The 26,100-nt window shown below is 43.7% G+C and carries 27 protein-coding genes; 16 read left to right on the top strand and 11 right to left on the bottom strand.

Going from position 1 to position 26,100, the window contains the following annotated elements:
* The first annotated feature begins 24 nt into the window (after positions 1–24).
* The 5 genes from EJ063_RS04220 (at position 25) to EJ063_RS04240 (ending at position 4,461) form a co-directional block, all read left to right on the top strand.
* On the top strand, positions 25–1,302 hold the full coding sequence (locus EJ063_RS04220; RefSeq protein WP_126572750.1) for a DASH family cryptochrome: 1,278 nt from the start codon (positions 25–27) through the stop codon (positions 1,300–1,302).
* A complete protein-coding gene (locus EJ063_RS04225) occupies positions 1,302–2,846 on the top strand; it encodes a cryptochrome/photolyase family protein (protein ID WP_126572751.1) in 1,545 nt (514 codons plus the stop codon). Before EJ063_RS04220 ends, EJ063_RS04225 begins: the two co-directional genes overlap by 1 nt.
* Before the next feature lie 104 nt (positions 2,847–2,950).
* Complete coding sequence (locus EJ063_RS04230) at positions 2,951–3,679, top strand: sulfite exporter TauE/SafE family protein (protein ID WP_126572752.1); 729 nt, start codon at positions 2,951–2,953, stop codon at positions 3,677–3,679.
* A 34-nt stretch (positions 3,680–3,713) separates the two neighbouring features.
* Entirely contained in the window at positions 3,714–4,007 is a 294-nt protein-coding gene (locus tag EJ063_RS04235; RefSeq protein ID WP_126572753.1) for an antibiotic biosynthesis monooxygenase family protein, read from the top strand.
* A gap of 25 nt (positions 4,008–4,032) precedes the next feature.
* Positions 4,033–4,461, top strand: a complete 429-nt coding sequence (locus EJ063_RS04240) for a YccF domain-containing protein (protein WP_126572754.1) — start codon at positions 4,033–4,035, stop codon at positions 4,459–4,461.
* A gap of 55 nt (positions 4,462–4,516) precedes the next feature.
* Here the strand turns inward: EJ063_RS04240 and EJ063_RS04245 are convergent, their stop codons facing one another.
* Both EJ063_RS04245 and hisC read right to left on the bottom strand, forming a co-directional pair.
* Complete coding sequence (locus tag EJ063_RS04245) at positions 4,517–5,299, bottom strand: ABC transporter substrate-binding protein (protein ID WP_126572755.1); 783 nt, start codon at positions 5,297–5,299, stop codon at positions 4,517–4,519.
* 11 nt (positions 5,300–5,310) lie between these two features.
* On the bottom strand, positions 5,311–6,390 hold the full coding sequence (hisC, locus tag EJ063_RS04250; RefSeq protein WP_126572756.1) for a histidinol-phosphate transaminase: 1,080 nt from the start codon (positions 6,388–6,390) through the stop codon (positions 5,311–5,313).
* A gap of 149 nt (positions 6,391–6,539) precedes the next feature.
* On the opposite strand from hisC, the gene EJ063_RS04255 reads away from it, so the two are divergent.
* Positions 6,540–7,424, top strand: coding sequence for a LysR substrate-binding domain-containing protein (locus EJ063_RS04255; RefSeq protein ID WP_126572757.1), 885 nt, complete (start codon positions 6,540–6,542; stop codon positions 7,422–7,424).
* Between the two features lie 18 nt (positions 7,425–7,442).
* Here EJ063_RS04255 and EJ063_RS04260 read toward each other — a convergent pair whose 3' ends face one another.
* The 3 genes from EJ063_RS04260 to EJ063_RS04270 form a co-directional block, all read right to left on the bottom strand.
* The gene (locus tag EJ063_RS04260; protein WP_126572758.1) at positions 7,443–8,369 is read right to left on the bottom strand and encodes a LysR family transcriptional regulator; all 927 of its coding nucleotides are present in this window, start codon (positions 8,367–8,369) and stop codon (positions 7,443–7,445) included.
* A gap of 85 nt (positions 8,370–8,454) precedes the next feature.
* The gene (locus EJ063_RS04265; RefSeq protein ID WP_126572759.1) at positions 8,455–9,321 is read right to left on the bottom strand and encodes a glycerol kinase; all 867 of its coding nucleotides are present in this window, start codon (positions 9,319–9,321) and stop codon (positions 8,455–8,457) included.
* A gap of 49 nt (positions 9,322–9,370) precedes the next feature.
* Positions 9,371–10,162, bottom strand: a complete 792-nt coding sequence (locus tag EJ063_RS04270; protein ID WP_126572760.1) for an AraC family transcriptional regulator — start codon at positions 10,160–10,162, stop codon at positions 9,371–9,373.
* A 97-nt stretch (positions 10,163–10,259) separates the two neighbouring features.
* Between EJ063_RS04270 and EJ063_RS04275 the strand changes: the two genes are divergently transcribed.
* Positions 10,260–11,378: a multidrug effflux MFS transporter gene (locus tag EJ063_RS04275; RefSeq protein WP_126572761.1), complete on the top strand. Its 1,119-nt coding sequence runs from the start codon at positions 10,260–10,262 to the stop codon at positions 11,376–11,378.
* A 26-nt stretch (positions 11,379–11,404) separates the two neighbouring features.
* Here EJ063_RS04275 and nagA read toward each other — a convergent pair whose 3' ends face one another.
* From nagA to EJ063_RS04290, 3 genes are read right to left on the bottom strand one after another with little or no spacing between them, the layout of a single operon-like run.
* A complete protein-coding gene (nagA, locus tag EJ063_RS04280) occupies positions 11,405–12,538 on the bottom strand; it encodes an N-acetylglucosamine-6-phosphate deacetylase (protein ID WP_126572762.1) in 1,134 nt (377 codons plus the stop codon).
* Positions 12,539–12,541: 3 nt separating this feature from the next.
* A complete protein-coding gene (locus EJ063_RS04285; protein WP_126572763.1) occupies positions 12,542–13,405 on the bottom strand; it encodes an N-acetylmannosamine kinase in 864 nt (287 codons plus the stop codon).
* Complete coding sequence (locus EJ063_RS04290; protein ID WP_126572764.1) at positions 13,393–14,115, bottom strand: putative N-acetylmannosamine-6-phosphate 2-epimerase; 723 nt, start codon at positions 14,113–14,115, stop codon at positions 13,393–13,395. Before EJ063_RS04290 ends, EJ063_RS04285 begins: the two co-directional genes overlap by 13 nt.
* A gap of 238 nt (positions 14,116–14,353) precedes the next feature.
* On the opposite strand from EJ063_RS04290, the gene EJ063_RS04295 reads away from it, so the two are divergent.
* The 6 genes from EJ063_RS04295 to EJ063_RS04320 all read left to right on the top strand — a co-directional run bounded on the left by EJ063_RS04295 (position 14,354) and on the right by EJ063_RS04320 (position 20,208).
* A complete protein-coding gene (locus EJ063_RS04295; RefSeq protein ID WP_126572765.1) occupies positions 14,354–15,319 on the top strand; it encodes a sialic acid TRAP transporter substrate-binding protein SiaP in 966 nt (321 codons plus the stop codon).
* Positions 15,320–15,387: 68 nt separating this feature from the next.
* Positions 15,388–15,897, top strand: coding sequence for a TRAP transporter small permease (locus EJ063_RS04300; protein ID WP_167469869.1), 510 nt, complete (start codon positions 15,388–15,390; stop codon positions 15,895–15,897).
* A gap of 9 nt (positions 15,898–15,906) precedes the next feature.
* Positions 15,907–17,190 carry a sialic acid TRAP transporter large permease SiaM gene (gene siaM, locus EJ063_RS04305; RefSeq protein ID WP_005470240.1) on the top strand — a complete coding sequence of 428 codons (1,284 nt, stop codon included), beginning with the start codon at positions 15,907–15,909 and terminating at the stop codon, positions 17,188–17,190.
* Positions 17,191–17,216: 26 nt separating this feature from the next.
* Positions 17,217–18,113, top strand: coding sequence for a dihydrodipicolinate synthase family protein (locus EJ063_RS04310; protein WP_126572767.1), 897 nt, complete (start codon positions 17,217–17,219; stop codon positions 18,111–18,113).
* A 126-nt stretch (positions 18,114–18,239) separates the two neighbouring features.
* On the top strand, positions 18,240–19,073 hold the full coding sequence (locus EJ063_RS04315) for a MurR/RpiR family transcriptional regulator (protein ID WP_126572768.1): 834 nt from the start codon (positions 18,240–18,242) through the stop codon (positions 19,071–19,073).
* 301 nt (positions 19,074–19,374) lie between these two features.
* A complete protein-coding gene (locus EJ063_RS04320) occupies positions 19,375–20,208 on the top strand; it encodes a MurR/RpiR family transcriptional regulator (RefSeq protein ID WP_126572769.1) in 834 nt (277 codons plus the stop codon).
* A 63-nt stretch (positions 20,209–20,271) separates the two neighbouring features.
* Here EJ063_RS04320 and EJ063_RS04325 read toward each other — a convergent pair whose 3' ends face one another.
* Genes EJ063_RS04325 through EJ063_RS04335 form a run of 3 tightly spaced genes read right to left on the bottom strand, consistent with a single transcriptional unit; the run spans position 20,272 to position 23,008 of the window.
* Complete coding sequence (locus EJ063_RS04325; protein ID WP_126572770.1) at positions 20,272–21,441, bottom strand: MFS transporter; 1,170 nt, start codon at positions 21,439–21,441, stop codon at positions 20,272–20,274.
* A 15-nt stretch (positions 21,442–21,456) separates the two neighbouring features.
* Positions 21,457–22,323 (bottom strand): N-acetylmannosamine kinase, encoded by an 867-nt coding sequence (locus tag EJ063_RS04330; RefSeq protein ID WP_126572771.1) that lies wholly within the window; start codon positions 22,321–22,323, stop codon positions 21,457–21,459.
* On the bottom strand, positions 22,316–23,008 hold the full coding sequence (locus tag EJ063_RS04335) for an N-acetylmannosamine-6-phosphate 2-epimerase (RefSeq protein WP_126572772.1): 693 nt from the start codon (positions 23,006–23,008) through the stop codon (positions 22,316–22,318). The genes EJ063_RS04330 and EJ063_RS04335 overlap by 8 nt, the downstream gene beginning before the upstream one ends.
* 338 nt (positions 23,009–23,346) lie before the next feature.
* Between EJ063_RS04335 and EJ063_RS04340 the strand changes: the two genes are divergently transcribed.
* The 3 genes from EJ063_RS04340 to EJ063_RS04345 all read left to right on the top strand — a co-directional run bounded on the left by EJ063_RS04340 (position 23,347) and on the right by EJ063_RS04345 (position 26,096).
* Positions 23,347–24,234, top strand: coding sequence for a dihydrodipicolinate synthase family protein (locus tag EJ063_RS04340; RefSeq protein WP_126572773.1), 888 nt, complete (start codon positions 23,347–23,349; stop codon positions 24,232–24,234).
* A 106-nt stretch (positions 24,235–24,340) separates the two neighbouring features.
* Positions 24,341–24,814 (top strand): TRAP transporter small permease, encoded by a 474-nt coding sequence (locus EJ063_RS21125; protein WP_208640338.1) that lies wholly within the window; start codon positions 24,341–24,343, stop codon positions 24,812–24,814.
* Position 24,815: 1 nt separating this feature from the next.
* Positions 24,816–26,096, top strand: a complete 1,281-nt coding sequence (locus tag EJ063_RS04345) for a TRAP transporter large permease (protein ID WP_439333255.1) — start codon at positions 24,816–24,818, stop codon at positions 26,094–26,096.
* The last annotated feature ends 4 nt before the right edge of the window (positions 26,097–26,100 follow it).

Raw genomic sequence — 26,100 nt, forward strand, 5'->3', positions numbered from 1 at the left:
CGATACCTGTGATAGGAGCAGATTTTGCCAACATGCATCGGACTTTATTGGTTCACTAATGATTTAAGAATTACAGATAATGACCTACTGCATCAAGCAAGCCTCGAGGTCGATGAACTGATTTGCTTATATTGCTTTCCCACTGCCACACCTTTTCTTCGACACTTTTCATTACAGCATCGCTTAGGTCTACCTAAAGAAAGATTTACCGCGCAGTCAGTTTATGAATTGAATGCTCGTCTAGAGCATCTTGGCCAACAATTATGGCTGTTTGATTCAGAGCCCGCACCGATTCTTGAAAAGGTGATTCAACAGCACAATGTGACTCATTTTTATTGCTCCCATAGCGCAGGGAGTGACGAGCAACAAGTGGTCTCAAGTATCGAAGCGCAGTTTCCTCATCTCAAGATGGTCCTGCATAGTGTCGGTTCACTGTTTCAGTTAGCAGAATTACCGTTTGATTTGGTCGACTTGCCCAAGACTTTCACCCAATTCCGGAAAAAAGTTGAATCCCTCTCTTTCGCTAAACCCAAAACCGCATATTCATTGCCGAGAAAGCGTGAGTTATCACTCTCTTCGCTGACGATTGCTTCACTCAATACGTCATATGACGTCGACTTTTTAGGCGGCGAGAGTGCTGGCCAAAGCCACTGTGAGCATTACTTCTCGACTCGACTACCCAGTGAATATAAACAAACTCGCAACGGTTTAGATGGAATGGATTACTCAACCAAATTCTCTCCTTGGCTCGCGCTAGGCTGTTTGTCTCCTCACTGTATCCTGCAGAGACTGAGCACTTATGAGCGTCAACAAGGAGCCAACGATTCAACCTACTGGATCTATTTCGAGTTGCTATGGCGAGAGTATTTTTATTGGTACGGCAGAAAGCACCAAAATCGATTATTTTGTTTGACCGGAATTACAGATCAAACACCGAGTGGTTCTTTTGATAAACAGTGCTTTGAAGCCTGGGCACAAGGCGAGACACCTTACCTGATCGTCAATGCCTGCATGAAGCAGCTTAAACGAACCGGATATATGTCAAACCGAGGAAGGCAGTTAGTCGCAAGCTGCTTGATTCATGAACTGGTTCTAGATTGGCGGTACGGTGCTGCTTATTTTGAAAGCCAACTGATCGATTACGATGTTGGATCTAACTGGGGCAACTGGCAGTACCTTGCTGGTGTTGGGGCCGACCCAAGATCATCGCGTCAATTCAATTTGCAAAAACAAACAGAAATGTACGATCCAGACGGAGTGTTCATTCGCAAGTGGACTAAAGAAGACAACGAGGACAATTGATGAACTACAAAACACTTCGTCTAATCCTTGGCGATCAGCTTAATCACAACCATTCTTGGTTCTCCAATGTTGATGAGTCGGTGTTGTATGTGATCGCCGAGTTTCCTCAAGAGGCTGAATATGTGCGCCACCATGTTCAAAAGGTTTGCGCTTTTTTTGCTGCCATGCAGAGTTTCGCCTGCGAGCTTAGAGAAAATGGCCACCAAGTTCTGCACTTGACCCTCGATGACACCGCAAAGTTTGAAAAACTGAATGAGCTGCTATTGAGCTTAGTAACGCAACACAACGTTGACTCTTTCGAATACCAACTCCCAGATGAATATCGACTCCAACAACAGCTCAGCTCATTGACGCTGACAACATGCCAGATATCGACCATTGATAGCGAACATTTCTTGTTACCTCGAGAGCAGTTCGGTGAGCATTTTGTGAAGGGTAAGCATGTGATGATGGAGCATTTTTATCGCCGCATGCGTAAGCGTTTTAATATATTGATGGAGGGTAACAAGCCGCTTGGAGGAAAGTGGAACTACGACGCCAATAATCGCAATAAATTAAAGCCTGCAGACGTGGCAGAGTTGCCCATGCCACTGATGTTTGAGAATAACGTCACTGAGTTTATCGCTCGGTTAGACAGCCATAATACTCAAACCATTGGAAATGCCAGTGAACGTTTACTTTGGCCTATAAATCGCAATCAGAGTTTGTCGTTGTTGGCTCACTTTTGCCGAGTATGCTTGCCCAATTTTGGTCGTTTTCAAGATGCAATGACGGATCAACACCCATCGCAATGGAGCCTGTATCACAGCCGTTTGGCCTTTTCCCTCAATAGTAAAATGCTGAGCCCATTAGAGGTGATTAATGCGGCGCTGTCTGCTTATGAAAATAACCCTGACATCGATATTTCTCAGGTCGAAGGGTTCGTCAGGCAAATCCTTGGCTGGCGAGAGTACATCCGAGCGGTTTACTGGACCAACATGCCGGAATACGCTGAAAAAAATCACTTATCTGCGAGCAATGCGCTACCTAAGTTCTTTTGGACTGGAAAAACACAAATGAACTGTATGCAGCGTGCTATCGGCCAGTCGCTAGACTACGGGTATGCTCACCACATACAACGCTTGATGATTACCGGCAACTTTTGCTTAATTGCGGAGGTAGAGCCAGATCAAGTCGAGGAGTGGTATTTAGGCATCTATGTTGATGCGCTAGAGTGGGTTGAAATGCCAAATACCCGAGGTATGGCGCTGTTTGCTGATGGCGGTATTGTCGGTACAAAGCCTTATGCGGCCAGTGGCGCCTACGTTCATCGAATGAGTGATTACTGTAAAAGTTGTCGTTATGACCAAAAGAGTAAAAGTGGTCACGGCTCATGTCCTCTGAACAGCCTTTACTGGCGATTTATGGTCAAGCACCGCGATAGGCTAGCGCAGAACCCGAGAGTCGGTGTGATTTATCGCTCTTGGGACGGCATGGACGTTGATGCTCAGCAAGCGGTGTTAGACACGGCTCAATCTTATTTGGATGACCTTGATGCGCTTTAGTTGACGTGAGCAAAAATCGGTGAGCAATTGCACGATTATTTTCTTTAAAAGATAGGCATTTACATTATGATGAGTGCCTACTTTGTTACAAAATGAAAATAAATATGTTTGCTGAATGGATAACTCCAGAAGCATTGATTGCAGCCTTGCTCATTTTTCTAGGCTCTTTTGTTCAGACTGCAATCGGCTTTGGACTGGCAATTGTTGCCGCCCCACTTCTGTTTCTGATATCCCCAGACTATGTGCCAGCGCCTATCTGTCTTGTTGCGTTGTTTATCTCCATTCTTAACGCGATGAAACACCGTGATAGTGTTGAGATCGGCGGGCTTAAAATGGCCCTGATTGGTCGTGTTCCGGGCTCAATTGCTGGTGGCGTGCTGCTTGTGATGGTTTCTACTGACTTGTTGGCACTCTGGCTGGGTGTTTTGGTGCTGTTTGCTGTTGTGGTTAGCTTACTTCCGTTTCGGATTGAACCAACTCCAACCAGAATGGGTATTGCAGGTTTCTTTTCTGGATTTTTCGGAACGAGCTCTGCGATCGGTGGCCCACCAATGGCGCTGCTTTTACAACATCAAGAAGCGAATCAGCTAAGAGGAAACCTTTCAGCGTTTTTTGTCTTTAGTTCCCTGATCTCTTTATTGATTCAAATGCCGGCCGGATTTTTAACCTTGCACCATCTTTGGATTTCTATCCCGCTTATTCCAGCGGCATGGGTTGGCTACAAGTTGGCGCAATTAACCACTCATTCTCTACCAAAAGAGAAAATTCGAGTGGGTGCATTGCTGCTGTGTTCGATCAGTGGCGTTACAGCGGTATGGCAAGGGTTACAATAATTTTTCGTTATTCATCTTAGGTTAAGGAAAAACCATGATACTGGAAGTCGCAATATTGGATGTTAAACCCAATTTGGAAGCTGAGTTTGAGCAAAACTTCGCAAAGGCACAGACCATCATTTCAAGTATGAAAGGGTATGTGTCACATCAGCTTCAACGTTGTATTGAAAACCCAAGCCGCTATATTTTATTAGTGAACTGGCAAACATTGGAAGACCATGAGCAAGGCTTTAGACAGTCTGCTGAATATCAGGAATGGAAGGCTCTTTTACACCATTTTTATGACCCATTCCCAACCGTAGAACACTTTGAAAAAGTCTACGGTTAAGGTTTTCTAAAGAAGGAGAAATAACGTGTTAAGAACACTTGGTAATATTATTTGGTTCTTGTGTGGTGGTGTGTTTATGGGGCTAGCTTGGTGGCTAGTCGGCTTGATCTGCTTTATCAGTATTGTCGGTATTCCATGGGGCCGAGCATGTTTTGTGATGGGTAATTTCTCGTTTTTCCCATTTGGCCAAGAAGTAGTATCGAGAGATGAATTGACCAAAGAGATGGACATCGGTACCAGTCCATTGGGTGTGATCGGTAACATCGTTTGGTTCTTGCTTGCCGGTATTTGGCTTGCGATTGGTCACATCATGTCAGCAGTGGCGTGTTTTATTACCATCATCGGTATTCCATTTGCGCTGCAGCACTTAAAGTTAGCGTACATTTCTTTGGCTCCAATCGGGAAAACCGTGGTGTCTAAAGAAGAAGCCGCAATGGCGCGTTACTCAAAGTAACCCAATAGAAACAGAAAAAGCCCCAAACTTGGGGCTTTTTGCGTTTAAGGTGACGTTACTTTGTTAGCTCTTCACCATAGATATCGAACGAGAAGTACTTTGCGGCGATCTTGTCGTAAGTGCCATTCTCACGGATCGTCTTAATCGCTTGGTTAAACTTGTTAGCCAGCGCTTTATCGTTCTTACGCAGTGCCAGTGCTGTGCCTTCGCCAATGTAGGCTTTATCTGTGACGGCTTCACCCACGAACTCAAAGCCTTGACCAATTGCTTGATCTAAGAATGCCAGTGAAAGTTGGTCTGAGTTGCCAAATGTGGCGTCTAGACGACCATTTTGCATATCAATGTACACTTCGTCTTGGCCGTTGTAACGCTTGATTTTTGCCACATCGCCAAACATATCAGTGACGTAACGATCGTGAATAGTGCCTGTTTGAACCCCAATCACTTTGTCTTCTAAACCTTGCTTTGAAATCGTGATTGCTTCTGATTTGGCTGCCACAAAGCGCGCAGGAGTTTGGTAATACTTGTCTGTGAACAGCACGCGTCTCTTACGCTCTTCAGTGATACGCATTGACGCCATAATCACATCTGACTTACGAGACATAAGGCCAGGGATCAGAGAGTCCCAACTTTGTGAAACCCAAGTACACTTTAGCTTTGCTTCTTCACATAGAGCATCAGCAATTTCGATATCAAAACCAGCTGGTTTGCCGTCTGTACCCATGTAGTTAAAAGGAGGGTAGGTAAAATCAGAAGCAAGGCGTACAGGCTTATTCGCGAACGCAGGAGAAGCCAGTAGTGCAGAGGCACAAGCAATAACAGTCAGTAATTTCTTCATGATTTAGTCCTTTATTTCGATTCATTATATGGGTATTGGCAGATGGTGTCTGCGACTTCATTCATGCTCACTTTTGAGCCAACGGTGATGCGAACGCAGTCTTTTAAGCTTGGCTCATGGGCTTGATTACGTGTCACGATGCCCTGCTCAAGTAAGTATTGGAACAGCGGAATATCTGACTTAGTACGAATCAAAACAAAGTTGGTTGATGATGGGTAAACCATTTCAATCCAAGGGAGCGACTGAATACGCTCTACAAACTCTTCACGAGTATTGATCAGTGCCGTCGTGGCTTGGTGAACCTTGCTTAATCCACCATCGCTTAGCGCCTCTAACACGATTTGCGCTGAGCAGTCTGGCATTGGATAAGGAGGCACAAGCTTTTGTACAAACTCCATCACGCTTGGTGAAGCGACAATAAAGCCACATCTTACCGCGGCAAGGCCAAATGCTTTTGATAGGGTTCTGATCACCACTAGGTTCGGGTAGTGGTCAATCAAGTCGACGACTGTCTCTCCAATCTCAAACTCAATATACGCTTCATCGACAACAACAATCGCATCGTGCTGAGTTTGCTCAAGTACAGAAACAATTTTCTCTTTGCTAAGAAGTTGACCTGTTGGGTTGTTTGGCGAGCATAAGAAGATCAGATTGGCCTGCTGAGCAGCATTAACCACACCTGCCACGTCTAATGAAAAATCAGGCGCAAGCAAAGGTGTATCCACTACATCAATTGCCAAAGACTCGGCACAAAACTCATACATGGCGTATGTTGGTGAGCAGATCGCAATCTTATCTTTACCTGGCTGACAGAAGGTTCTAATTAGAAGGTCTATCGCCTCATCTGCTCCGCGAACCGCAAGCACAGGCTGTTGTGTACCACAGTATTTTTGATAAGCGGCAGCGATATCCTGCGGCAGGAAATCAGGGTAACGACTGTAATCCGCTTGATGCTCAGAAAACGGGATCGCTTCTTCTAGTTCGTTTGCATTGAGCCATAAACGACCTGAGCCACCAATACGGCGTGCAGATTGGTAAGGTATTAATTTTTTTATGCTCTCTGGAGCCAGTTTTTCAGCAATCGAAGTCATGAGTCAGTATCTCTTGTGATTTTATAGGCACTATTTTAGAAAATAAATTCATATAAATGCTCTTTGATTGGTAATTTAGTCAAAAGTTGATTAACTATGAAACGAAAATAAGACATACTAGCCATGCATTTTTATCATGACTAAAGCGAATGGCACATAGACTCCCCTCTACAAAGCAGCTACAAATCTTCTTGGCTACCGCACAGCATCTTAATTTCACTCATGCAGGTGAAGCGATGAACATGACTCAAGGTGCGATCAGTCGACAGGTTCAATCCTTGGAAGAGATTGTAGGGGTGAACCTTTTCTATCGCCAAGCAAGAGGTCTTTCCCTGACACCTGAAGGTGAACGTTTTGTTAGCTTGGCTGAAGAGGTCGTCGGTCAACTGCAAAGAGCGGTGAGGGAAGTGGCGGAAGGGGCAAATCGAATTAAACTCAATGCGCCAACCTGTATAACCTCGTGGCTGCTAGGTCGTTTAGCTGAGTTTCAGCAGCATTATCCCGATATCAATGTTGAGCTGACTTCCACGACGAAACATCAAGTGACCCCTAACTTTGACAGTTTTGATTTGGCCATTTTGTACGGCAAGCCACTAAAGACCAAAACCATCAATCAAACCCTGCTGTTCAATGAGCGCTTGTCACCAATTTGCTCACCAGAACTGTGGGCATCAGAAGAGGGCACATTAGAGAAGAGGCTATCTAAGCTGGCTGATTTTACTTGGTTACACGCCAATGCTGAGCAATCTGATTGGCACCTTTGGCTGAGTGAGTTTACCTCTGGTGTGAAGAAGGCCAAGCGTAACCAAACCTTCGCCACGCTGGATCAATCTATGGGTGCTGCGCAGCTTGGCTATGGGATTGCAATTGGCGATCTGACATTGGCCGAACGAGATCTCAAACTGAAACACCTCGTCCAACCCTTTAACGAAAGCGTGCTGTCGGGCAATGGGTATTATCTGATGACACCAAGCCGAGCGGAAAGCCAGCATATAACGCAGCTGGTGGAGTGGTTAGCGAAAGACGGGGAGTGAGTCTAAAAGCGGTTTGAACTAGCGTTCCTCAGAGTTCAAAAGCTCTTCAATAATCTGCTTAATCCATAGGGTGGTTTTGTTTTGACGATTCTTATGGTGATAGTAGACAAAGACTTCTGGGCCAAACTCTTCGTTATCCATAACAATAGGAATGCGTCTTAACGCTTTTGATTTATCGGCGTTTGTGAGCTTAGAAGCGGGGAAAGCTATATCCGAACTTTCGACAACCGATATAACAGCGGATGGCAGCTCTGATCGAAAGGCGATGTTGGGTTCAATGTTCCTCAGTTTGAGCATCTTTTCAGTGAACGATTGTGTCGAGTTCCAGTCCGCAGCGATGATGGTGGCGAATTCGAAGTCAGCCGCCTGTTCAAAATCTAAAGTCTTACCCTGGTATGGATGATCTTTTCGCACGTAGATATGAAAACTATCTTGCGCGACCTTTTTACTGATCAGCTCTTTAGGTGCGTGACTGATTTCGTAGTTAACGCCCAATACCACTTCATCGTTAATTAGCTCTTGCATGGTGTTCTTTGACCAATTAAGCAGCTGAACTTGAACGTTTGGAGCGTGTGAACGGATGGCCCAAAAGATGTCACTGGCAAATGAACTGAGAATAAAAGGGGCGAGAGCGATCTTGATGGTCCCTGTAAGCTCTTCTGGGTTGAATTGAGAACTCGCGTTGATGGAACTAGACAACTGATCCAAGAGCGGCGCGATATTATCCGCTAAGGTGTTGGCGTATTCCGTTGCTCGAAGTCCGTGATGGGTTTTGACAAACAGCTCATCATCGAAATGATCTCTTAGCCTTTGTAGCGCTTTACTGACTGCAGGTTGAGAGACAAATAGCCTTTCTGCCGCTTTACGCATATTTCGTTCTTGATGAAGAATAATAAAAGTGCGTAATAAATTTAAATCTAAGTTTGCGAATAGGTCTTTTGCCATGTCAGCCTCCGTGCTAGTGGTTCGATAATATCGCTCTTATGATAGATTCACCAATACATATTCCTTACGAATCAAGAATAAACCATCAATATGCCTTAATCCCAAAAGCTTTGAGTTTTGGTGGCAGCACGCTATCAAGTTGATCTATTTGGTCAGGGTAAATTTCGATGAGTGGAAATTGGTGTGCTTGGTAAATGTCTCTGATTGACGTTTGCTGCTGTTCATTCATGTTACCTGAGTCATTGCCCCAGTATTGCAAATAGACCTTACCGCTCGGTAGGTAGAAATCACTCAACACATCTTCTTCGATAGGAAGTTGTCGATCATAGGCGTGAACAATGCCATTCATGTACAGCCAGTTATCAATGATCAGCTCGCCTTTAGAACGAACATAATGGCCGTCTAAGGTGCGATGTTTGGCTTCGAATTTTTGCCTAAAGCTAGAAAGTGACTTGTCGGTTGCGTGTGCTTCGGCGTCTTGGCCCGAAAACTCGACGACGGATTGTCTGAGTCGCTTATTACGAATAATACTGTCGTGCCAAACGACAAACTTTTGTCCACTTTCTTTGTCTTCTCTTTGATAACCTGCTGCGGTCAGTCCCGATGCGGTGACTGACCACCCATCATCAGACTTTTCTATCCAACCAAGCTCTTGCAGTAGCTGATTGATTTTCTTGGCGCTAAGCGAGAAACGTTGACCAATTTGAGTGGCGCTGAGCGTGTTTCCGCTAGTGGCTGTCGAGTCGATCAGTAGGTTTTCTGGCCAGACAATAAATTGCCCAAACTTGGTGTGATTCACGTACTCACCACCAAATTTTTTCCCCAGTTCTGTCAGTACCCAGCCATCCTCGCCGCGATTAATGTAGCCTGCGATTTTGAGCTCGCTAAATAGATCTTTGGCGTCCAGATCGCGCAACTTTGCCAGTGCCGTGGTTGAGATTTTGTCAGACATGGGTACCTCCGGTTCAATATCGACATTGTTGGAGTAAAGACCAATTTAATCAAGCGGATGAGTGCAAATATTGGAGAGGCGTAGCGCCAGTTTGCTGCTTGAAGAAGGTAATGAAAGCACTGTCGCTCGAAAATTCTAACTGATAAGCGACGTCATTGACTTGCAAACCTTGTGACAATAGTTCTATGGATCTAAGCAGTCGCCATTGTTGCCGCCAAGATTGATACGGCATACCTGTCTCTCGAGTGAATATCCGGCTGATAGTTTTACTGCTCGCCCCAATGTGATTGGCGAGCTGATTGAGTGCTGGAACGATAGAAGTGGGCTGGTTTAGGGAGTCAATCCAACCTGACAATCGAGGATCACTAGGAATCGGTAAGGAAAGCAATTGCTCAGTTGATTGGTTTAACTCTTCGATAAATAGGGCAAGTGTGTTGGTCATTTCAGACTCTGGTTTGTTCCACTCCCAAAACGACATGCGTTCAATAAGGGCTTGCAGTAAGGGAGTCACTTCAACAATTTTGATTTGATCAATCCGACTAACCTGATCAATTTGGGGCGCTACGGTGAGATCGAAATAAAGTGAACGATACTCAACGACGTTGTTCATGATGGCGCAATGCTTAACACCTGCAGGGATCCAGGCCGCACGAGTAGGGGGCAAGACACTCTTTCGTCCTTGTAGCTGAATGCTCATACATCCTTGAGGGGCATAGAGTAATTGCGCTTTGGCATGAGAGTGCATACCTGAGTCATGTTTGCCGACTCGCGCTGCAATGCCAACGACATAAGAATCAAGCTCGTCAGCGTTAAAACGGGTTGTTTCATCAATCAGCGCCATGTTGTCCTTATTTTGATGTTTATTGTTTTAATGTCGTTATATGGACTTTAGCAGTTTGCCTAAACTACGCCTACTTATTTGAGAACAGGTGAAAGAGATGAAGAAGGTTCCTTCAATTTGGCTCATGGTGACATTGATGATGTTCCCGCAAATCATTGAGACGATTTATAGCCCTGTGCTGCCTAATATTGCTCAGGTGTTTGACGTGACAAATATCGTGGCCAGTCAAACCTTGTCTGTCTACTTTAGTGCATTTGCAGTCGGCGTGGTTTTCTGGGGGATTGCTGCAGATTACTTAGGTCGCAGACGTTCGATGCTACTCGGGCTAACGGTCTATGGTTTAGCGGCAATTGGTGCCATGTTTGCGAGCAACTTTGAGCAGCTGATCAGCTTCAGGGCGTTAAGTGCCTTTGGTGCAGCGGTTGGTTCTGTGGTGACGCAAACTATGTTACGTGATAGCTACGACGGCGTAGGTTTGGCTAAAGTGTTTGGGTATATGGGAGTGGGGATCTCAATAAGCCCTGTGATTGGCTTAATGTCAGGTGGTGTACTGGCTGACATTGGTGGCTATCAAGGCGTATTTGCGGCATTGTCACTCCTTGCAGTTGTGCTTGTGTTGGCGTGTAGTGTCCGGTTACCAGAAACCAAACCAGAGCAGATTAGCCGCCCAGACCTCGCAAGACTAATGAGAGCAATGTTATCGGACAAGCACATTTGGTTAGATGCAATCATGGTGGCTGCGTTTAACATAGTATTGTTTAGCTACTACCTTCAAGGTCCATTTGTGTTTGAGTCTATGGGGTTTAATAGTCAGCAATTTGGGTACAGCGGTGTTGTACTGGCAGCAGGGACTTTTGTTGGTAGCGTGATAAATAAATCATTGCTTAAGCGACAGTGGCATTCCTCACAATTGATTTGGCTTGCGGTTAGCGGAGCATTAGCTGGGGCGGTTGGTGTCTACGTGTTGCAATCAAGCTTATGGTTTTTAGCGCCCATGCTATTGATTGTTGCCTCGTTTGGCGTTGGTATCCCTAACCTTTTGAGCGGTGCGCTCGTCAATTACAAAGCGCAAGCTGGCAGTGCCGGTGCCTTGTTTGGTCTGATGTACTACTTGATGATTGGATTGGGCTTGTCTGCGGTGGGTACGATGCAAGACCTGGGATTGGCACTCAGCGTATTTGGCACTGTTTTGGTATTCGCTAAGTTGGCGCGATAAGAAAAAAGGAGGCTAGGCCTCCTTTTTTAGTATAGCTTTCCATCGACGAGTACCGCCTGACTTCGATATTCGCGGTCTAATACCGTCGCTGAAGCACGGAAGCCATCTTCAAGAGTGCCAAGTTTGTCGCATTGCAGTGCTTGTGCAGGATAAGTTGAGGCCATTTTTAGCGCTTCATCTTCAGCGATACCCCATTCAATAACATTGGCGACTGACTCGTCCATACCAATGTGTGCACCTGCAAGGTTGCCTCGACTATTGACCAACTTGTTATCGACCACGCTGATCACTTCGCCATCAAGCTCAAAGTAATCTTTTTCACTGCCAACTGTTGCCATTGCATCAGTAACAATCAACATTTTGCCTTGAGGTTTGGCTTTGTGAGCCAGTAGGAAGCTTTGTGGGTGGACATGGATATTGTCAGTGATGATTGAGCACCATGCCCTATCGGTGTTGAGTGCTGTGCCAACAACGCCGGGCTCTCTTCCTTCAAATGGCGACATGGCGTTGAATAAATGCGTAAATCCATCTACCAAAACAAGCTTATCTTCTGTCAATTGTGAGGCCTTAGCGTTGCTGTGGCCGCATGACAGAGTGAAATTGTGCTCTTTCATCCAACGAAGAGCGCTGGGCTCAATATTCTCAACGGCTGCTGTGACAAGCACTTTTCCCTGACTTGGCCAAGTAAACTGGCTTAGGTCATCCACACTTGGTGCATAGAATAAGTTGGGGTCGTGAGCACCTTTTTTGTCTTTGTTAAGCCAAGGGCCTTCAAGGTGCACACCCAACAAGCCAGCAATTTTGTCTCTTATCCCTTGTTGCGTTGCGTTGAGCGCCAATTGAATCCTTTCCGGTGTGGAACTGATTAATGTCGGTAGTAAGTAGGCGGTGCCGTGTTTTCTATGTGCCGAACATATAACCTCAATGCCTGTTGGGGTTATATCATTATTGAACATCACCCCACCGCCGCCATTGACTTGAATATCAATGAATCCAGGAGCAATGAGTGCATCGGCAAAGTGCTGATGTTCAATGTTGTCATTGAGCTCTGAGATAGGGACGATTGAGTGGATATGTTCATCATTCCAAACTAATGCAGCGTTCGAATGATATTGCTTTCCGTCAAAAATTCGTGGGGCCGAGATGGCTTTGAGTCCCATTGATTACTCCTTAAATTGATATGCTGCGCCCAGCAAGCAGGCATCGTAATTACCTACCGCTTCGATAACGGGAACTTGGAATGCATCTGGACGAGACTGAATGGCTATTTTAACTCGGTCTAAATAACCTCTAGCCAAACCTACGCCTCCTCCGAGTACAACGACATCTAAATCGAGTGTGGCTTTCAAAGTGCAGCATAGTGTTGCTATCGCATCGGCACTACGAAGTATGATCGTTTCGGCCTTAGGATTAACATCAGCTTGCTCAAACAGTTCGATATTATTGATTGGCGAAGTAAATTCAGCATCGCTCGCCTTCTTTATCGCAGTACCAGAAGCGATGGCTTCGACGCACCCTGTTTGGCCACAGCCACATATAGGGCCTTGGCTATCGATAGAAATATGCCCTACGTGCCCAGCCAGTCCGGATTGACCACTATGCAGCTTTCCGCCAATGATAATACCGCCACCAACACCAGTAGAGACAGTAATAAACGCCATATTTTTTACGGCCGTATCAAGCTTGATAAATTCATACCAAGACGCTGCTTGTGCGTCATTGAGCATGGAAACCGGCTTGTTTGTCAGTGTTTCAAGTACTTGACCGAGCGGAAATGGGCTAGGAAAGGCGAGGGTGTCAGGGTTGATGGCTGAAATACCTTCTTTGGTTACTAGCCCTGTTGTGGAAACTCCAATGTTGTCGACATTAGCTAGCCACTGAGCGGCCGAAGCAAGAATTGCTTGGGCAAATTGGTCTGCACTCTCAGCTTGTGGTGTCGGGATCTGAACGCGCTCTATAAGTTCGTCGTTTTCGACGATACCTAAAGCGATTTTGGTTCCACCAATATCAATGGCTAGTGTGCGCATGCTTGTTCCCCTGCAGCTCGTGTTGCTGAATTAAACCAATTGGTCACAACTTCTAAACGAGTGATTGCTGAACCGACCGTTACCGCAACAGCGCCCGCTTCAATTGCTTGAGCTGCCATCTCTGGCGTGTTGTAGCGACCTTCCGCCATTGTAAAGAAACCGGCTTGTGAAAACTGCTTAACCAGTTGCAAATCTGGTTCGGTAGGCTCGGCCTCTCCAACATACCCAGACAAAGTCGATCCAATGATCTCAACGCCTTGTTCGTGCGCCCACTTTCCATCGTCGAAACATGAGCTGTCAGCCATGGCAAAGCAGCCTGAATTCTTAATGGCTTGCGCAATGTGCTCGCGGCTTTCAGGACGAACGCGATCTGTCGAATCAAAGGCAATAATGGTTGCGCCTGCATTGGCAAGGTTATCAACATCACTGGCAAAAGGTGTGATGCGTACAGGACTGTCCTGCAAGTCACGTTTAACAATTCCAATTATTGGTACACTCACAACTGCAGAAACAGCGGCGACATTTTCGACACCTTCAATACGTAATGCTTTCGCTCCTGCTTGTTCTGCAGCCAACGCCATTGCGACGATAAAGTCTGTTTTTTCTAATGGACTACCAACAACGGGTTGGATAGAAACAACGGTTTGACCTAGCAAGGATGACCTTAATTCATTGATATTTAAATTTTTTGTTCTCACGACGAGCCTCATAAATTAAGCGTTGAGTTGCGGAGTGATGGGAGAAAAACAATCCATCACAATTCGTCTAATCAGTCTGCCAATTGATAACTCTGGCGAATTTTTGTCCGCGATCACATTCTGTAAAAAGTTGCTTTGAAAATAATCTTCACTGCAATGATAATCTATAACGAAGATTTTTTTCAAACAAAATAAAAGTTTTTTTTGAAATTGGTGAAACAAGGTAAAAATCGAATAAAAAGGGAATAATATGAAAGCCATCAACAAACTTACTATCGCTATGCTGGCTCTTGGTTGCGTTGCTACCGTTAATGCTGAAACGACGCTAAAAATGGGCATGCAAGCTTCTGTTGGTTCTGTCGAATACACATCAGCGAAGTTGTTAGCTGACACCATTGAAGAGATGAGTAATGGCGAGTTGAAGCTAGCACTGTACCCAAGTGCCCAGCTAGGTGATGACCGAGCAATGCTTCAACAACTAAGCATGGGTGATTTGGACATCACTTACGCAGAATTTGGTCGTATGGGCCTTTGGATTCCACGCGCTGAAGCGGTAACGCTGCCTTACGTCGCACGTGATTATGATCACTTACGCCGCATGTTTGATTCTGAATTTGGTCAAGGTGTTCGTGAAGAGATGCTGACGAAGTTTAACTGGCGTGCACTCGACACTTGGTACAATGGCACACGTGAAACCACTTCTAACCGCCCTCTAAATAATATTGAAGACTTCAAAGGTCTTAAACTACGTGTTCCAAACGCTAAACCGAACCTAAATTATGCAAAACTGTCTGGCGCTTCACCAACACCAATGGCGTTCTCAGAAGTTTACCTAGCACTGCAAACTAACGCTGTTGATGGCCAAGAAAACCCGTTACCAACTATCAAAACCATGAAGTTCTATGAAGTTCAAGGCAACTTGGCGATGACGAATCATATCGTTAATGACCAAATGGTGATCATTTCTGAACCGACATGGCAAAAACTATCAGCTGAAGAAAAAGATATCGTAAGCAAAGCAGTCGCCAAAGCTGGAGCAGCGCATACGGCATCTGTGAAACAGCAAGAAGTGGATCTCATCTCATTCTTTGAGAAAGAAGGCGTCAATGTGACTTACCCAGAACTTGTGCCATTCCGTGAAGCAATGCAGCCACTGTACGCAGAGTTTGAAGAGAAAATCGGCGAACCAGTCGTTAAGATGCTAGCGGCAATGTAAGGGAATAAACCCGTCAGTTTATTTCGACTATTCAGGCTGGCCGCACTTGGCCAGCCATGGAGCTCAAGATGCTTAAGAAGATAATTGAAAATATTGAAGAGATCTTAACGGTACCTTTAATGGTGGCATTGTTGGTGGTGCTGACATGGCAAATCGGTACCCGCTGGTTGTTAAATGATCCTTCTCTTTGGAGTGAAGAGCTCGCCCGAGTTCTGTTTATGTACATGTCGTTAATTGGCTGTGCGATTGCGATAAAGCGCAGTACACACGTCAACATCACTTTTTTCTCAGATAAGTTACCGGAAAGAGTTCGTTTAGCTTTGGTGCTATCACTCGAACTGGCTGTTTTATTATCCATTTTTGCCATTGTTTACTTAGGCTATCAACACGTTCAGCGCACAGCCTTTTTTGAATTGATTACATTAGGTGTATCAAGCAGTTTGATGAATTACAGCCTTCCGTTGGGTGGTTTGTTTATGGTGTTCAGACAGCTTGAAAGAATGTTTGGATTATCAAAGCAACTATTTAGTTGTACTAAAGGTGCGCAAGCATCTAACTCGCAAATGGTACAGAGGTAGGGAATCCTTATGGCAGGTTCAATTTTTGGCTGGCTAGGGCTGCTGTTTGCAGGTATGCCAGTAGGCTTTTCGCTTATTTTTGTCGCGTTGGTGTTTTTACTCGTTACCAACAGCACAGGTATAAATTTTGCCGCTCAGCAGATGTTGGGTGGTATCGACAACTTTACTTTGTTAGCTGTTCCGTTCTTCGTACTGACTGGCCACTTAATGAATAGTGCGGGTATTACAGAGCGCATTTTTAATTTTGCTAAGTCCATGGTGGGTCATATTACGGGCAGTTTAGGCCACGTAAACATCATGGCGAGCCTATTATTCTCAGGTATGTCGGGCTCGGCTTTGGCTGATGCTGGTGGTCTAGGACAGCTTGAAATTAAGTCGATGCGTGATGCAAAGTATGACGATGATTTCGCCGGTGGTTTGACCGCTGCATCTTGTATTATTGGTCCATTGGTTCCCCCTTCAATTCCTTTGGTCATTTATGGTGTAGTCTCAAACACTTCCATCGGTGCTTTATTCTTAGCGGGTGCGATCCCTGGCCTATTGTGTTGTGCCGCTCTAATGACAATGAGCTACTTTATTTGTAAAAAGCGTGGCTACATGACATTGCCGCGTGCATCACGTAAAGCGCAATTGAAATCCTTTAAAGAAGCTTTCCTATCTTTGCTGACGCCAGTGATCATTATTGGCGGTATCTTCTCAGGTAAGTTCACACCAACGGAAGCGGCGGTCGTTTCTTCTTTATACGCTTTGTTCCTAGGTACAGTCGTGTACAAACAACTGACGCTAAGCGGCTTTGTTGAGATCCTAAGAGAAACGGTTAATACCACGGCTGTGGTTGCGTTAATGGTCATGGGTGTAACGGTATTTGGTTGGATCGTTGCGCGTGAACAGTTGCCACAAATGCTTGCCGATTACTTCCTAACCATCAGTGAGAACCCTCTCGTTCTACTGCTACTTATCAACTTATTGCTACTGTTCTTGGGAACCTTTATTGAGTCATTGGCACTATTGCTTCTTCTGGTGCCTTTCTTGGTACCTGTTGCTGGCGCTGTAGGTATTGACCCTGTTCACTTTGGCGTAATGGCAATCTTGAACCTTATGATCGGTATTTTAACTCCGCCGATGGGCATGGCGTTATACGTCGTATCACGTGTCGGTGACATACCTTTCCATGTGTTGACGCGTGGCGTGATTCCATTGCTTGTGCCGCTATTTATCGTACTTGCGCTTGTTGCTGTATTTCCACAATTTACTCTGTTGCTTCCTGAAATCTTCTTGGGCTACGGACAGTAGAAAATTATTTATTAAAGGTATTTAAAATGAAAAAGTTAACTGGTCTTATTGCTGCTCCGCATACGCCGTTCGATGCAAACAACAAAGTCAATTTTTCTGCAATTGACCAAATTGCCGAACTTCTGATTGAACAGGGTGTGAAAGGGGCTTACGTCTGTGGAACAACAGGCGAAGGTATCCACTGTTCGGTAGAAGAGCGCAAAGCAATTGCCGAGCGCTGGGTGAAAGCGGCAGATGGTAAGCTAGATTTGATTCTACATACTGGTGCATTGAGTATCGTAGATACGCTCAACTTAACTGAGCACGCTGAGACTCTGGACATTTTAGCAACATCGGCAATTGGTCCTTGTTTCTTTAAACCAGGTAGTGTTGATGACCTTGTTGAATATTGTGCGCAACTCGCTGCAGCTGCACCATCTAAGGGTTTCTACTACTACCATTCAGGCATGTCTGGAGTGAACTTAGATCTTGAACAATTTTTGATTAAAGGTGAGCAGCGCATTCCGAATTTGTCAGGTGCGAAGTTCAACAACGCTGATCTTTATGAATATCAACGATGTGTTCGTGTGTCGGGCGGTAAGTTTGATATTCCTTTTGGTGTGGATGAGTTTTTACCTGCAGGTCTCGCGGTTGGCGCAGTCGGTGCGGTTGGTAGTACTTACAACTATGCTGCGCCACTTTACTTGAAAATCATCGAAGCATTTAACCAAGGCAAACATGATGAAGTTGCAGCACTGATGGATAAAGTGATCGCGATTATTCGCGTGCTGGTTGAGTACGGTGGTGTAGCTGCAGGTAAAGTAGCGATGCAACTGCACGGTATTGATGCAGGCGACCCTCGCCAACCAATTCGAGCACTGACAGAGAAACAGAAAGCCGATGTTGTCGTGAAGATGCGTGACGCAGGTTTCATGTCTCTTTAAAGGCATCGGGGGAGGCTTTCCTCCTCTGATTTCAAGCGTTTTCGGATGAAATCTTCTAGATTTAGTGTCAATGTTCGAAGGTCTTTGATACTTTTAGCTTAGCCAAACAAACTCTATGAGGCCCTAGTGAATTCGCCTAAAAATCTATTGGTTCGATTGCGTTCTAATATTGAACCGTTGAGTAAAAAACTAAGACTAGTCGCGGATTACGTACTAGAGCATGCTCATGAAGTTCAGTTTCAAACTATTACGGAACTTGCTCGTAATACACAAACGAGTGAAGCGACGGTCGTACGTTTGTGTCGCGATATGGGATACAAAGGATACTCTGATTTTAGAATGGCTTTGGCTGTCGACTTAAGTCAGACTGCCACTAAAAATAAAGCGCCTGTTGAAGGGGATATCTGCGATATTTCAGCTCAAAGTGCAGTTGATAGCCTTCAAGACACCGCTAAGCTGATCGACCGTAAATCGTTGGCACGGATATGTGAGTTAATCCATAACGCGCGGTTCATCGGTTGTGTTGGCGTAGGTGCTTCAAGTATTGTTGGGCGTTACTTAGCGTATCGATTGGTACGTATTGGCAAAAAAGCCATTATGTACGAAGACACCCACTTAGCAGCGATGAGCACAGGCCGAAGCGAGGCAGGAGACATGTGGTTTTCTGTATCAAGCTCAGGTTCTACTAAAGAAGTGCTCCATGCTGCAACGCAAGCGCATCGACGAGGGGTTCCTGTTGTGTCGCTTACCAATATTAGTCATAGCCCGCTCTCGGCGATTTCTGATGAACTATTAGTTGCAGCAAGACCTGAAGGTCCATTGACCGGTGGTGCTTTTGCTTCAAAGGTAGGGGCGCTACTTTTGGTTGATGCACTGATCAATACATTGCTAGACAGTTACCCTGAATATTCTGAATCAGTAATGGAAACTGCAGAGGTCGTTCTTCCTCTGATGAAGTAACTCAATTTATGGATTGAAAATTTCACACCCAAAGCTCATCAACATGATGAGCTTTATATTCAACCCTAAACTACCAACTTCATTCGGTGGTTGTCATCTATGTTGGTTTCACCTGCAAAACTACCTATGCTAAACACTCCTCCAATTTAAGTCTTAGATTGCTCAGTGCTGTCTGAAAAACAGAATGCGCAGTTAAGATATGTGCTAATTCTGAAAGAAAGTGATTTTGTCTTGTTCATATCGCTGATATAATTTTTTCATCAGTAATTAATGTGATGAAAATAATTTTCTTGAGGGCCAAATGAATAGTATCAGTATCCTTACTAAGCTAAGAAGCCAGACTGGCTCCCTTAGTCCGAAACAAAGACTGGTAGCTCAGTATGTCTCGGTCAACGCTCAGCAAGTTCAATTTCAGACTATCACAGAGCTCGCTAAAAGTACGCAAACCAGTGAAGCTACCGTTGTTAGAATGTGTCGTGATTTTGGCTTCAAGGGATATTCGGACTTTCGCATGGCTCTTGCGAAAGATATATCAGCTTCGACTTCGTCTGATGTAGAGGACAAAAGCGAGAGTGATATATTCACGATGGCAGAAAATGAAGCCGTAAGAGCTATACGCGATACACATATATTGATTAATAAAAGCAAGGTTATTAGCGTTTGTAATACTTTTAGTAGCGCTAATAATGTACATATTGTGGGAGTCGGTGCGTCCCAAGTCCTCGCGCAGTATTTACATTATCGTTTAGTTAGAATAGGCATTTCTACCAATATTTATTCTGATACTCATATGGCTTCTATGCGAGCAATCAAAGCTGGTGAAAAAGATGTTTGGGTGTTTGTATCGAGTTCGGGGTCCACGAGAGAATTAGTTCATATTGCCCAAATCTTGGAGAGAAAGAGTGTACAGAGTGTTTGTCTCTCAAATATTAAGATGAGTCCTCTAGCGTCATTATGTACTCAGACTTTAGTTGCTGCTTCACCTGAAAGTCCTTTAACCGGTGGATCTTTATCATCAAAGATCGGAGTAATGTATATGATCGATGTACTAATGCGAGGGATTTTGGAGCAAAACCCGGAACTCGAACAGGTATTTGAATATACCGCAGATGCAACAATGGCTTTGATGATTTAAGTTACGTTGCTAAGTACAAAATGTATGAGGAAGGACTTTATGGTATGAATAAAGTCCTTTTAATTATTGTCGTCGAAAATTATTGCAGTGTCGAGTTGTACTACGACTTACTAATAATAAAGGAATGATTAAGATGGCAGTCAATATTATAACTGTCAAATTTATACTGTAGTAATGATAAATAATGCCAATTAGAGCATTAATTAACGCAGCAACTATGTTGGATAAAAATAGCAAAGAGTACACTTGACTAAAGTTATCTAAACCCCAATACTCGCGAGAGGCATTAGCATAAAGGACTAGGACTCCACCATAATTAAATCCTGTTAACCCTGCTATAATTACTGCGCTATATTGCCATTGGCTCATTTGAAATAGGACGAAAACTCCTAAAGCCTGTATTAATAAGTTTGCTCTGATGCAGTGTAATATATTTAACTTATCACTTAACGCTCCCCAAGATAATCTACCAATAGCATTGAAAGCGGCGAATATTGCTATGAGTGAAGCAGTTGTAGGAACAAAATGTTCAGATAGAGTAATTAGCTTACTGTTTACAAAAAAGCCAACTGCGAGCCCTGACGTCATAGCTCCAAAAAGTGTCTGAAAATATCTATTTTTAAGTACCTCCCCATAACTAGAAGGTGGCCGACAACGTATACTTGGCTTTTGTTTATGCAGGACCATGTTCATTGCTGGAAATAACCCTATTCCAAGATACGAAACGCCAATGACCGCAAGAACGGTATTTGGTAGCCAATTGAACGAAGTCATCATAATATCTGCAGTTTTACTCACAATTGCAGATCCGCTAGCAAATCCAGCCACAGCAATGCCAGTGATCAAACCCGTATGATTGGGGAACCAACTTGTGCCTACCATTATAGGGATAAGATAGCAGATCCCAACGCCGATCCCGCCAAGTAGGCCCACACCTAAAATAATCATGTAAATGTTATTCTGGGAAAAATAACAAAGTCCCCACCCGCCTGAAAATAGGAAGAGTCCAAGTAGAGATGAAGCGCGGGTACCTAATTTTTGAATGATGACACGAGCGAACAACAGCACTACTGGAAACACAATATAAAAGATATTGAATGGCATACCTGACATGGTGCTATTTGTCCAACCAAGGGCGATTATGTTCGCGTCAAAAAGGCTCCAAGCGTAGGTGCCGCCTAAACAAGCTTGCAACAATATAATACTAATTAAAATGAGGGGCTTCATATTCATTTTTTTGCGGCCACACTATTTATCCTTCAAGGTATGCGCGGCCAGGTATGCAGCGCCTAGTAAGCAGGAGTTGTGACCGCCATTAGCAGGCATGATATCTATCTGTGCGAAATCAGGTTTCGATTTTATGTGAGCTTTGACTAAATTGAGGTAGTTTTCAGCAAGACCGATACCACCTCCAATTACTATGGCCTCTAAGTTTAAGGATACTTTTAAATTGGCACAAAGCGCAGCGATGGCTTTGGCACTATGATTGATGATTGAATATGCTCTAGAATCAGTCTCTGCTAATTTGAAGAGCTCTACATTGGTTATATCGGGATCAATTTCTTCATTAGCTCGTTTTAGGACAGCTGTTCCAGAGGCAATGGCTTCGACACAACCAGTACGGCCGCACCCACATCGAATAATATCTGAAACTTTTGTATGCCCCACATGACCAGCAATTCCTTCGACCAGTTTGCCGTTGATGATGATACCTCCCCCAACACCTGTTGATACGGTGAGGTAAGCCATATTTTTAACGTTATCGATAAAGCTGTACTCATACCAAGCGGCAGCTTGAGCATCATTGATCATGATGGTAGGTAGTTGGGACTTTTGATGAATTACCCTCTGTAGGGGAAACGGGTGTGGAAATCGCAAAGTGTCAGGGTTGATAGCTGTGATACTTTGCTCTTTAACGAAACCTGTAGTTGATATACCAATCATGTCAGATTGCTTTATCCAATTTGGTTTCACTTTTAGTAAGCAATCAACAAAGGTTTCTACATCATTTATTTTAGGGGTTGATATTCGAATAGATTCTTTGAGTTTACCATCGGATACGTACCCGATGGCTACTTTGGTACCCCCAATATCAATTGATAATACGTTACTCATCTCTGTATGCCTTTTGTGTTGCAGAGTTGAACCAATCGATCATGATTTCCAAGCGAGTTAAAGCGGTGCCTACAGTTACTGCAGTCGCGCCATGCTTTATAGCTTCAGCTGCCAATTCAGGCGTGTTAAATCGACCTTCCGCCATAACTATCTTTCCAAATTTGGTGAATTCCCGAATCAACGGAAAGTCGGGTTCTTCAGGTGTTTGCTTAGTTGTATAGCCCGAGAGAGTAGTGCCAATGATATCTACGTTAGTTTCGTTGGCCCACAGACCATCCTCGAGCGAAGAACAATCAGCCATAGAGAAGCATTCACTTTGCTTAATGCGTTTCAGTATTTCATCTCGTGTCACAGGACGAGGACGAGAAGTAGCATCAAAAGCAATGACAGTAGCTCCAGCTTTGATCAGAGCATCTACATCTGAGATATAGGGGGTTATACGTACCTCAGAGCCCGTTATGTCACGTTTGATTAGACCGATGACAGGGATTGAGACTGCATTGGAGACGGCATCAACGTTCTGAACCCCTTCAATTCGCAAAGCTCTAGCTCCAGCATTCTCTGCCGCTTTCGCCATAGCAACAATGGAAACAGGGTTATCGAGAGGACTTCCTGGAACGGGTTGGATTGAAACAACAGTTTGCCCGCTAAGAATAATATTTAGTTCATTTATGCATGTCGTCATACTCTAGGTTACCTACTTTTTGGAGTAATTTTTCTTAATATACATTCCAACGAAAAAAAATTCCATTAATGTGTGGCGTATAAGCTCTGCTATGGAATTCTGCCATTCATTTTCAGGGTCTTGTAGGTAAGTCCTTAAAATTCAATGGTTTATTTTAATTTACCTGGCAAGGAAGTCGCTCGTATGGTAAGTGAGTGAAGGTAATAAATAAGATGGAAATATAAATTCTGGTTATGTTGTATAAATCACAGTCTCCACAAATGCTCATTGAAGAGATTTTTTTTTTCATACAAGATTGTGGAGTAAATTTTTAAAATTAATTGAAATGTGAGTAATTCATGGAAAAATTGACAGGACTGATCGCCGCTCCCCATACACCTTTCGCAAAGGATGGGAGTGTAAATTTACAAGTGATTGACCAAATCGCAGAACTACTTGTTACGCAAGGTGTGAAAGGGGCGTATATCTGCGGTACTACGGGCGAGGGGATTCAATGCTCTGTTGAAGAGCGTAAACAAATTGCAGAGCGTTGGGTTCAGGCTTCAAAGAATCGCCTGGCTCTCATCGTTCATACGGGCTCACTTAGCATTGTTGATACATTAGATCTAACAAAGCATGCAGAAACACTTGATATTCATGCTACCTCTGTTATTGGCCCATGCTTCTTTAAGCCTGAAAGTGTGGATGATTTGGTGAGTTACTGTGCAACTGTGGCCGCTGCGGCGCCTAGTAAGGGTTTTTATTATTACCATTCAGGAATGTCAGGTGTAACCCTCGATTTAGAACAATTCCTTATCAAAGCCGATAAGTGCATCCCAAATCTAATCGGTGCGAAGTTCAATAGTTCAGACCTTTATGAATATCAACGTTGCTTACGTGTACTAGATGGCAAATTCGATCTCCCATTTGGTGTAGATGAATTCTTACCTGCGGGTTTAGCGATTGGTGCAACTGGTGCAGTCGGGAGTACTTATAACTACGCAGCGCCACTGTACTTAGAGATCATTAAAGCTCAAGAAGAAGGAAATAAAGAACGTGTTATTGAGTTGATGGATAAGGTTATAGCAATCATTCGTATCCTAGTGCAATACGGTGGAGTTGCTGCGGGTAAAGCTGCAATGCAGTTACACGGAATTGATGTTGGGGACCCTCGAACGCCTATTTCAGCCCTAAGTGAAGAGTTGAAACAAGAAGTCATTAAAAAGTTTCAATCTATAGGATTATGATCGTGAAATAAATAGAACTGATGGCATATATTGCTTTTACTACTGTATGTCAGTTTTATTTTTTATATATGTTCAGTGATTAAGTTACTAATTGGCGAATTAGATAATGAAAAAGAGAATATTATATTTTTTGAACAATGCGGAAGAGTTGATAGGAGCTAGCGTTTTTACGCTAATGTTCATGACTCTAGTCCTGCAAATTGTATTTAGGCAAGTTTTTGATAATCCGTTAGTTTGGTCTGAAGAGTTATCGATGATGCTATTTGTTTATGTAGCACTCCTTGGTGTTTCCAGTGAAATTAAGGACGATGGACATGTGGGTATCGACTTGATTAGTGGGAAGCTCTCACCAGTATTAATGAAAGTGGTTGCCTTTACCATTAGTGTTTGTACGCTACTGTGCCTTGTTGTTTTCTTACTTGTTGGAATTGAATTAACAGAGCGAAAGGCAGTTATAGAGATGGTTGGATTAGGTATCTCTTCTGGATATTTATATGGCGCTCTACCTGTTCTATCTATATTGATGTTGTTTAGATTTTTTCAACGTCTATACATTAATTTAAAGAAGAAAGGAGGGTAAAATGGAAATAGCAATGATGATTTCTGTATGGCTATTTACATTAGCAATCGGATTACCTGTCGGTTTCTCATTGATCATTGGTTCTTTGACTTACTTTTTTGTAAGTGATCAATTAATGCTCATTGCTTTCTCCGGCTTTAAATTTATCGAAGGTCTTAACTCATTCAGCTTACTTGCGGTTCCTTTCTTTACGTTAACAGGTAAGTTAATGAATAGCTCAGGAATCACAGATAGAATTTTTAACTTTTCTAAAGCGATGTTGGGTCATTACACTGGTGGATTGGGGCACGTAAATATATTTGCTAGTTTGCTTTTTTCAGGGATGTCAGGCTCTGCGCTCGCTGACGCTGGAGGTTTAGGGCAACTTGAAATCAAGACTATGCGCAAAGCTGGTTACGATGATGACTATAATGGTGGCCTAACGGCGGCATCTTGTATTATAGGCCCGTTGGTTCCACCTAGTATGCCACTCGTCATGTATGGCATTGTATCTAATCAATCGATCTCGAAACTGTTCCTCGGCGGCTTTATACCAGGCTTAATAATGGCCATATGTTTAATGTTTATGGCCTATATACTAGCAAAAAAACGTGGGTATAAGCCTAGCCAAAAAGCATCGCGAACGGAACGTGTCTATCATTTTAAATCAGCATTTTTCGCACTGTTAACTCCTATTATTATTATTGGTGGAATTTTCTCTGGTTTATTTACGCCAACAGAGGCGGCAGTTATTGCAACTGTCTATTCGATGGGGTTAGGACTGTTTATATATAAGGAGCTTACAGTTAAGCAGATTTTCTTGGATTTCATTGGTGCAGTGAAAATATCTGGTGTTGTAGGGCTAATGATTATGGGGGTTGGATTTATTGGGCAAATAATATCTCGTGAGCAAATAGCGATGGATGTCGGTGTTTTCTTTAGTTCAATTTCTGATGAGCCGATTATTTCTTTGCTTCTAATACTATTGGCACTATTTGTTCTTGGTATTTTTATTGATTCATTACCGCTTTTGGTTTTAGTCGTTCCGATTTTTGTTCCTGTAGTTATTGCTCTAGGTTTTGATCCAATTTACTTTGGTATACTAACTATATTAACGTTAATGATAGGAATATTAACTCCACCAATGGGGACAGCCTTATTTATGGTTTCCAAAGTTGGTGATATACCAGTAGCAACCGTAGTTAAAGGTGTGATTCCGTTTATTCTTCCTCTGTTTGCAACGTTGGGGATCTTAATTATGTTCCCACAGCTTGTAATGTTTTTACCTGAAATGTTTGGTTAAGGAA

Source organism: Vibrio aquaticus (assembly GCF_003970385.1).
Classification (GTDB): Bacteria; Pseudomonadota; Gammaproteobacteria; order Enterobacterales; family Vibrionaceae; genus Vibrio; species Vibrio aquaticus.

Bases quoted from the DNA above. Each gene is read 5' to 3' on its own strand.
- nagA (WP_126572762.1), bottom strand. From the start codon at position 12,538: ATGGGACTCAAAGCCATCTCGGCCCCACGAATTTTTGACGGAAAGCAA.
- EJ063_RS04265 (WP_126572759.1), bottom strand. From the start codon at position 9,321: ATGTCTGACAAAATCTCAACCACGGCACTGGCAAAGTTGCGCGATCTG.
- EJ063_RS21125 (WP_208640338.1), top strand. From the start codon at position 24,341: ATGAAAAAGAGAATATTATATTTTTTGAACAATGCGGAAGAGTTGATA.
- EJ063_RS04325 (WP_126572770.1), bottom strand. From the start codon at position 21,441: ATGAATATGAAGCCCCTCATTTTAATTAGTATTATATTGTTGCAAGCT.
- EJ063_RS04335 (WP_126572772.1), bottom strand. From the start codon at position 23,008: ATGACGACATGCATAAATGAACTAAATATTATTCTTAGCGGGCAAACT.
- EJ063_RS04255 (WP_126572757.1), top strand. From the start codon at position 6,540: ATGGCACATAGACTCCCCTCTACAAAGCAGCTACAAATCTTCTTGGCT.
- EJ063_RS04310 (WP_126572767.1), top strand. From the start codon at position 17,217: ATGAAAAAGTTAACTGGTCTTATTGCTGCTCCGCATACGCCGTTCGAT.
- hisC (WP_126572756.1), bottom strand. From the start codon at position 6,390: ATGACTTCGATTGCTGAAAAACTGGCTCCAGAGAGCATAAAAAAATTA.
- EJ063_RS04320 (WP_126572769.1), top strand. From the start codon at position 19,375: ATGAATAGTATCAGTATCCTTACTAAGCTAAGAAGCCAGACTGGCTCC.
- EJ063_RS04345 (WP_439333255.1), top strand. From the start codon at position 24,816: ATGGAAATAGCAATGATGATTTCTGTATGGCTATTTACATTAGCAATC.
- EJ063_RS04270 (WP_126572760.1), bottom strand. From the start codon at position 10,162: ATGGCGCTGATTGATGAAACAACCCGTTTTAACGCTGACGAGCTTGAT.
- EJ063_RS04285 (WP_126572763.1), bottom strand. From the start codon at position 13,405: ATGCGCACACTAGCCATTGATATTGGTGGAACCAAAATCGCTTTAGGT.
- siaM (WP_005470240.1), top strand. From the start codon at position 15,907: ATGGCAGGTTCAATTTTTGGCTGGCTAGGGCTGCTGTTTGCAGGTATG.
- EJ063_RS04260 (WP_126572758.1), bottom strand. From the start codon at position 8,369: ATGGCAAAAGACCTATTCGCAAACTTAGATTTAAATTTATTACGCACT.
- EJ063_RS04295 (WP_126572765.1), top strand. From the start codon at position 14,354: ATGAAAGCCATCAACAAACTTACTATCGCTATGCTGGCTCTTGGTTGC.
- EJ063_RS04275 (WP_126572761.1), top strand. From the start codon at position 10,260: ATGAAGAAGGTTCCTTCAATTTGGCTCATGGTGACATTGATGATGTTC.
- EJ063_RS04300 (WP_167469869.1), top strand. From the start codon at position 15,388: ATGCTTAAGAAGATAATTGAAAATATTGAAGAGATCTTAACGGTACCT.
- EJ063_RS04245 (WP_126572755.1), bottom strand. From the start codon at position 5,299: ATGAAGAAATTACTGACTGTTATTGCTTGTGCCTCTGCACTACTGGCT.
- EJ063_RS04330 (WP_126572771.1), bottom strand. From the start codon at position 22,323: ATGAGTAACGTATTATCAATTGATATTGGGGGTACCAAAGTAGCCATC.
- EJ063_RS04340 (WP_126572773.1), top strand. From the start codon at position 23,347: ATGGAAAAATTGACAGGACTGATCGCCGCTCCCCATACACCTTTCGCA.
- EJ063_RS04230 (WP_126572752.1), top strand. From the start codon at position 2,951: ATGTTTGCTGAATGGATAACTCCAGAAGCATTGATTGCAGCCTTGCTC.
- EJ063_RS04290 (WP_126572764.1), bottom strand. From the start codon at position 14,115: ATGAGGCTCGTCGTGAGAACAAAAAATTTAAATATCAATGAATTAAGG.
- EJ063_RS04225 (WP_126572751.1), top strand. From the start codon at position 1,302: ATGAACTACAAAACACTTCGTCTAATCCTTGGCGATCAGCTTAATCAC.
- EJ063_RS04235 (WP_126572753.1), top strand. From the start codon at position 3,714: ATGATACTGGAAGTCGCAATATTGGATGTTAAACCCAATTTGGAAGCT.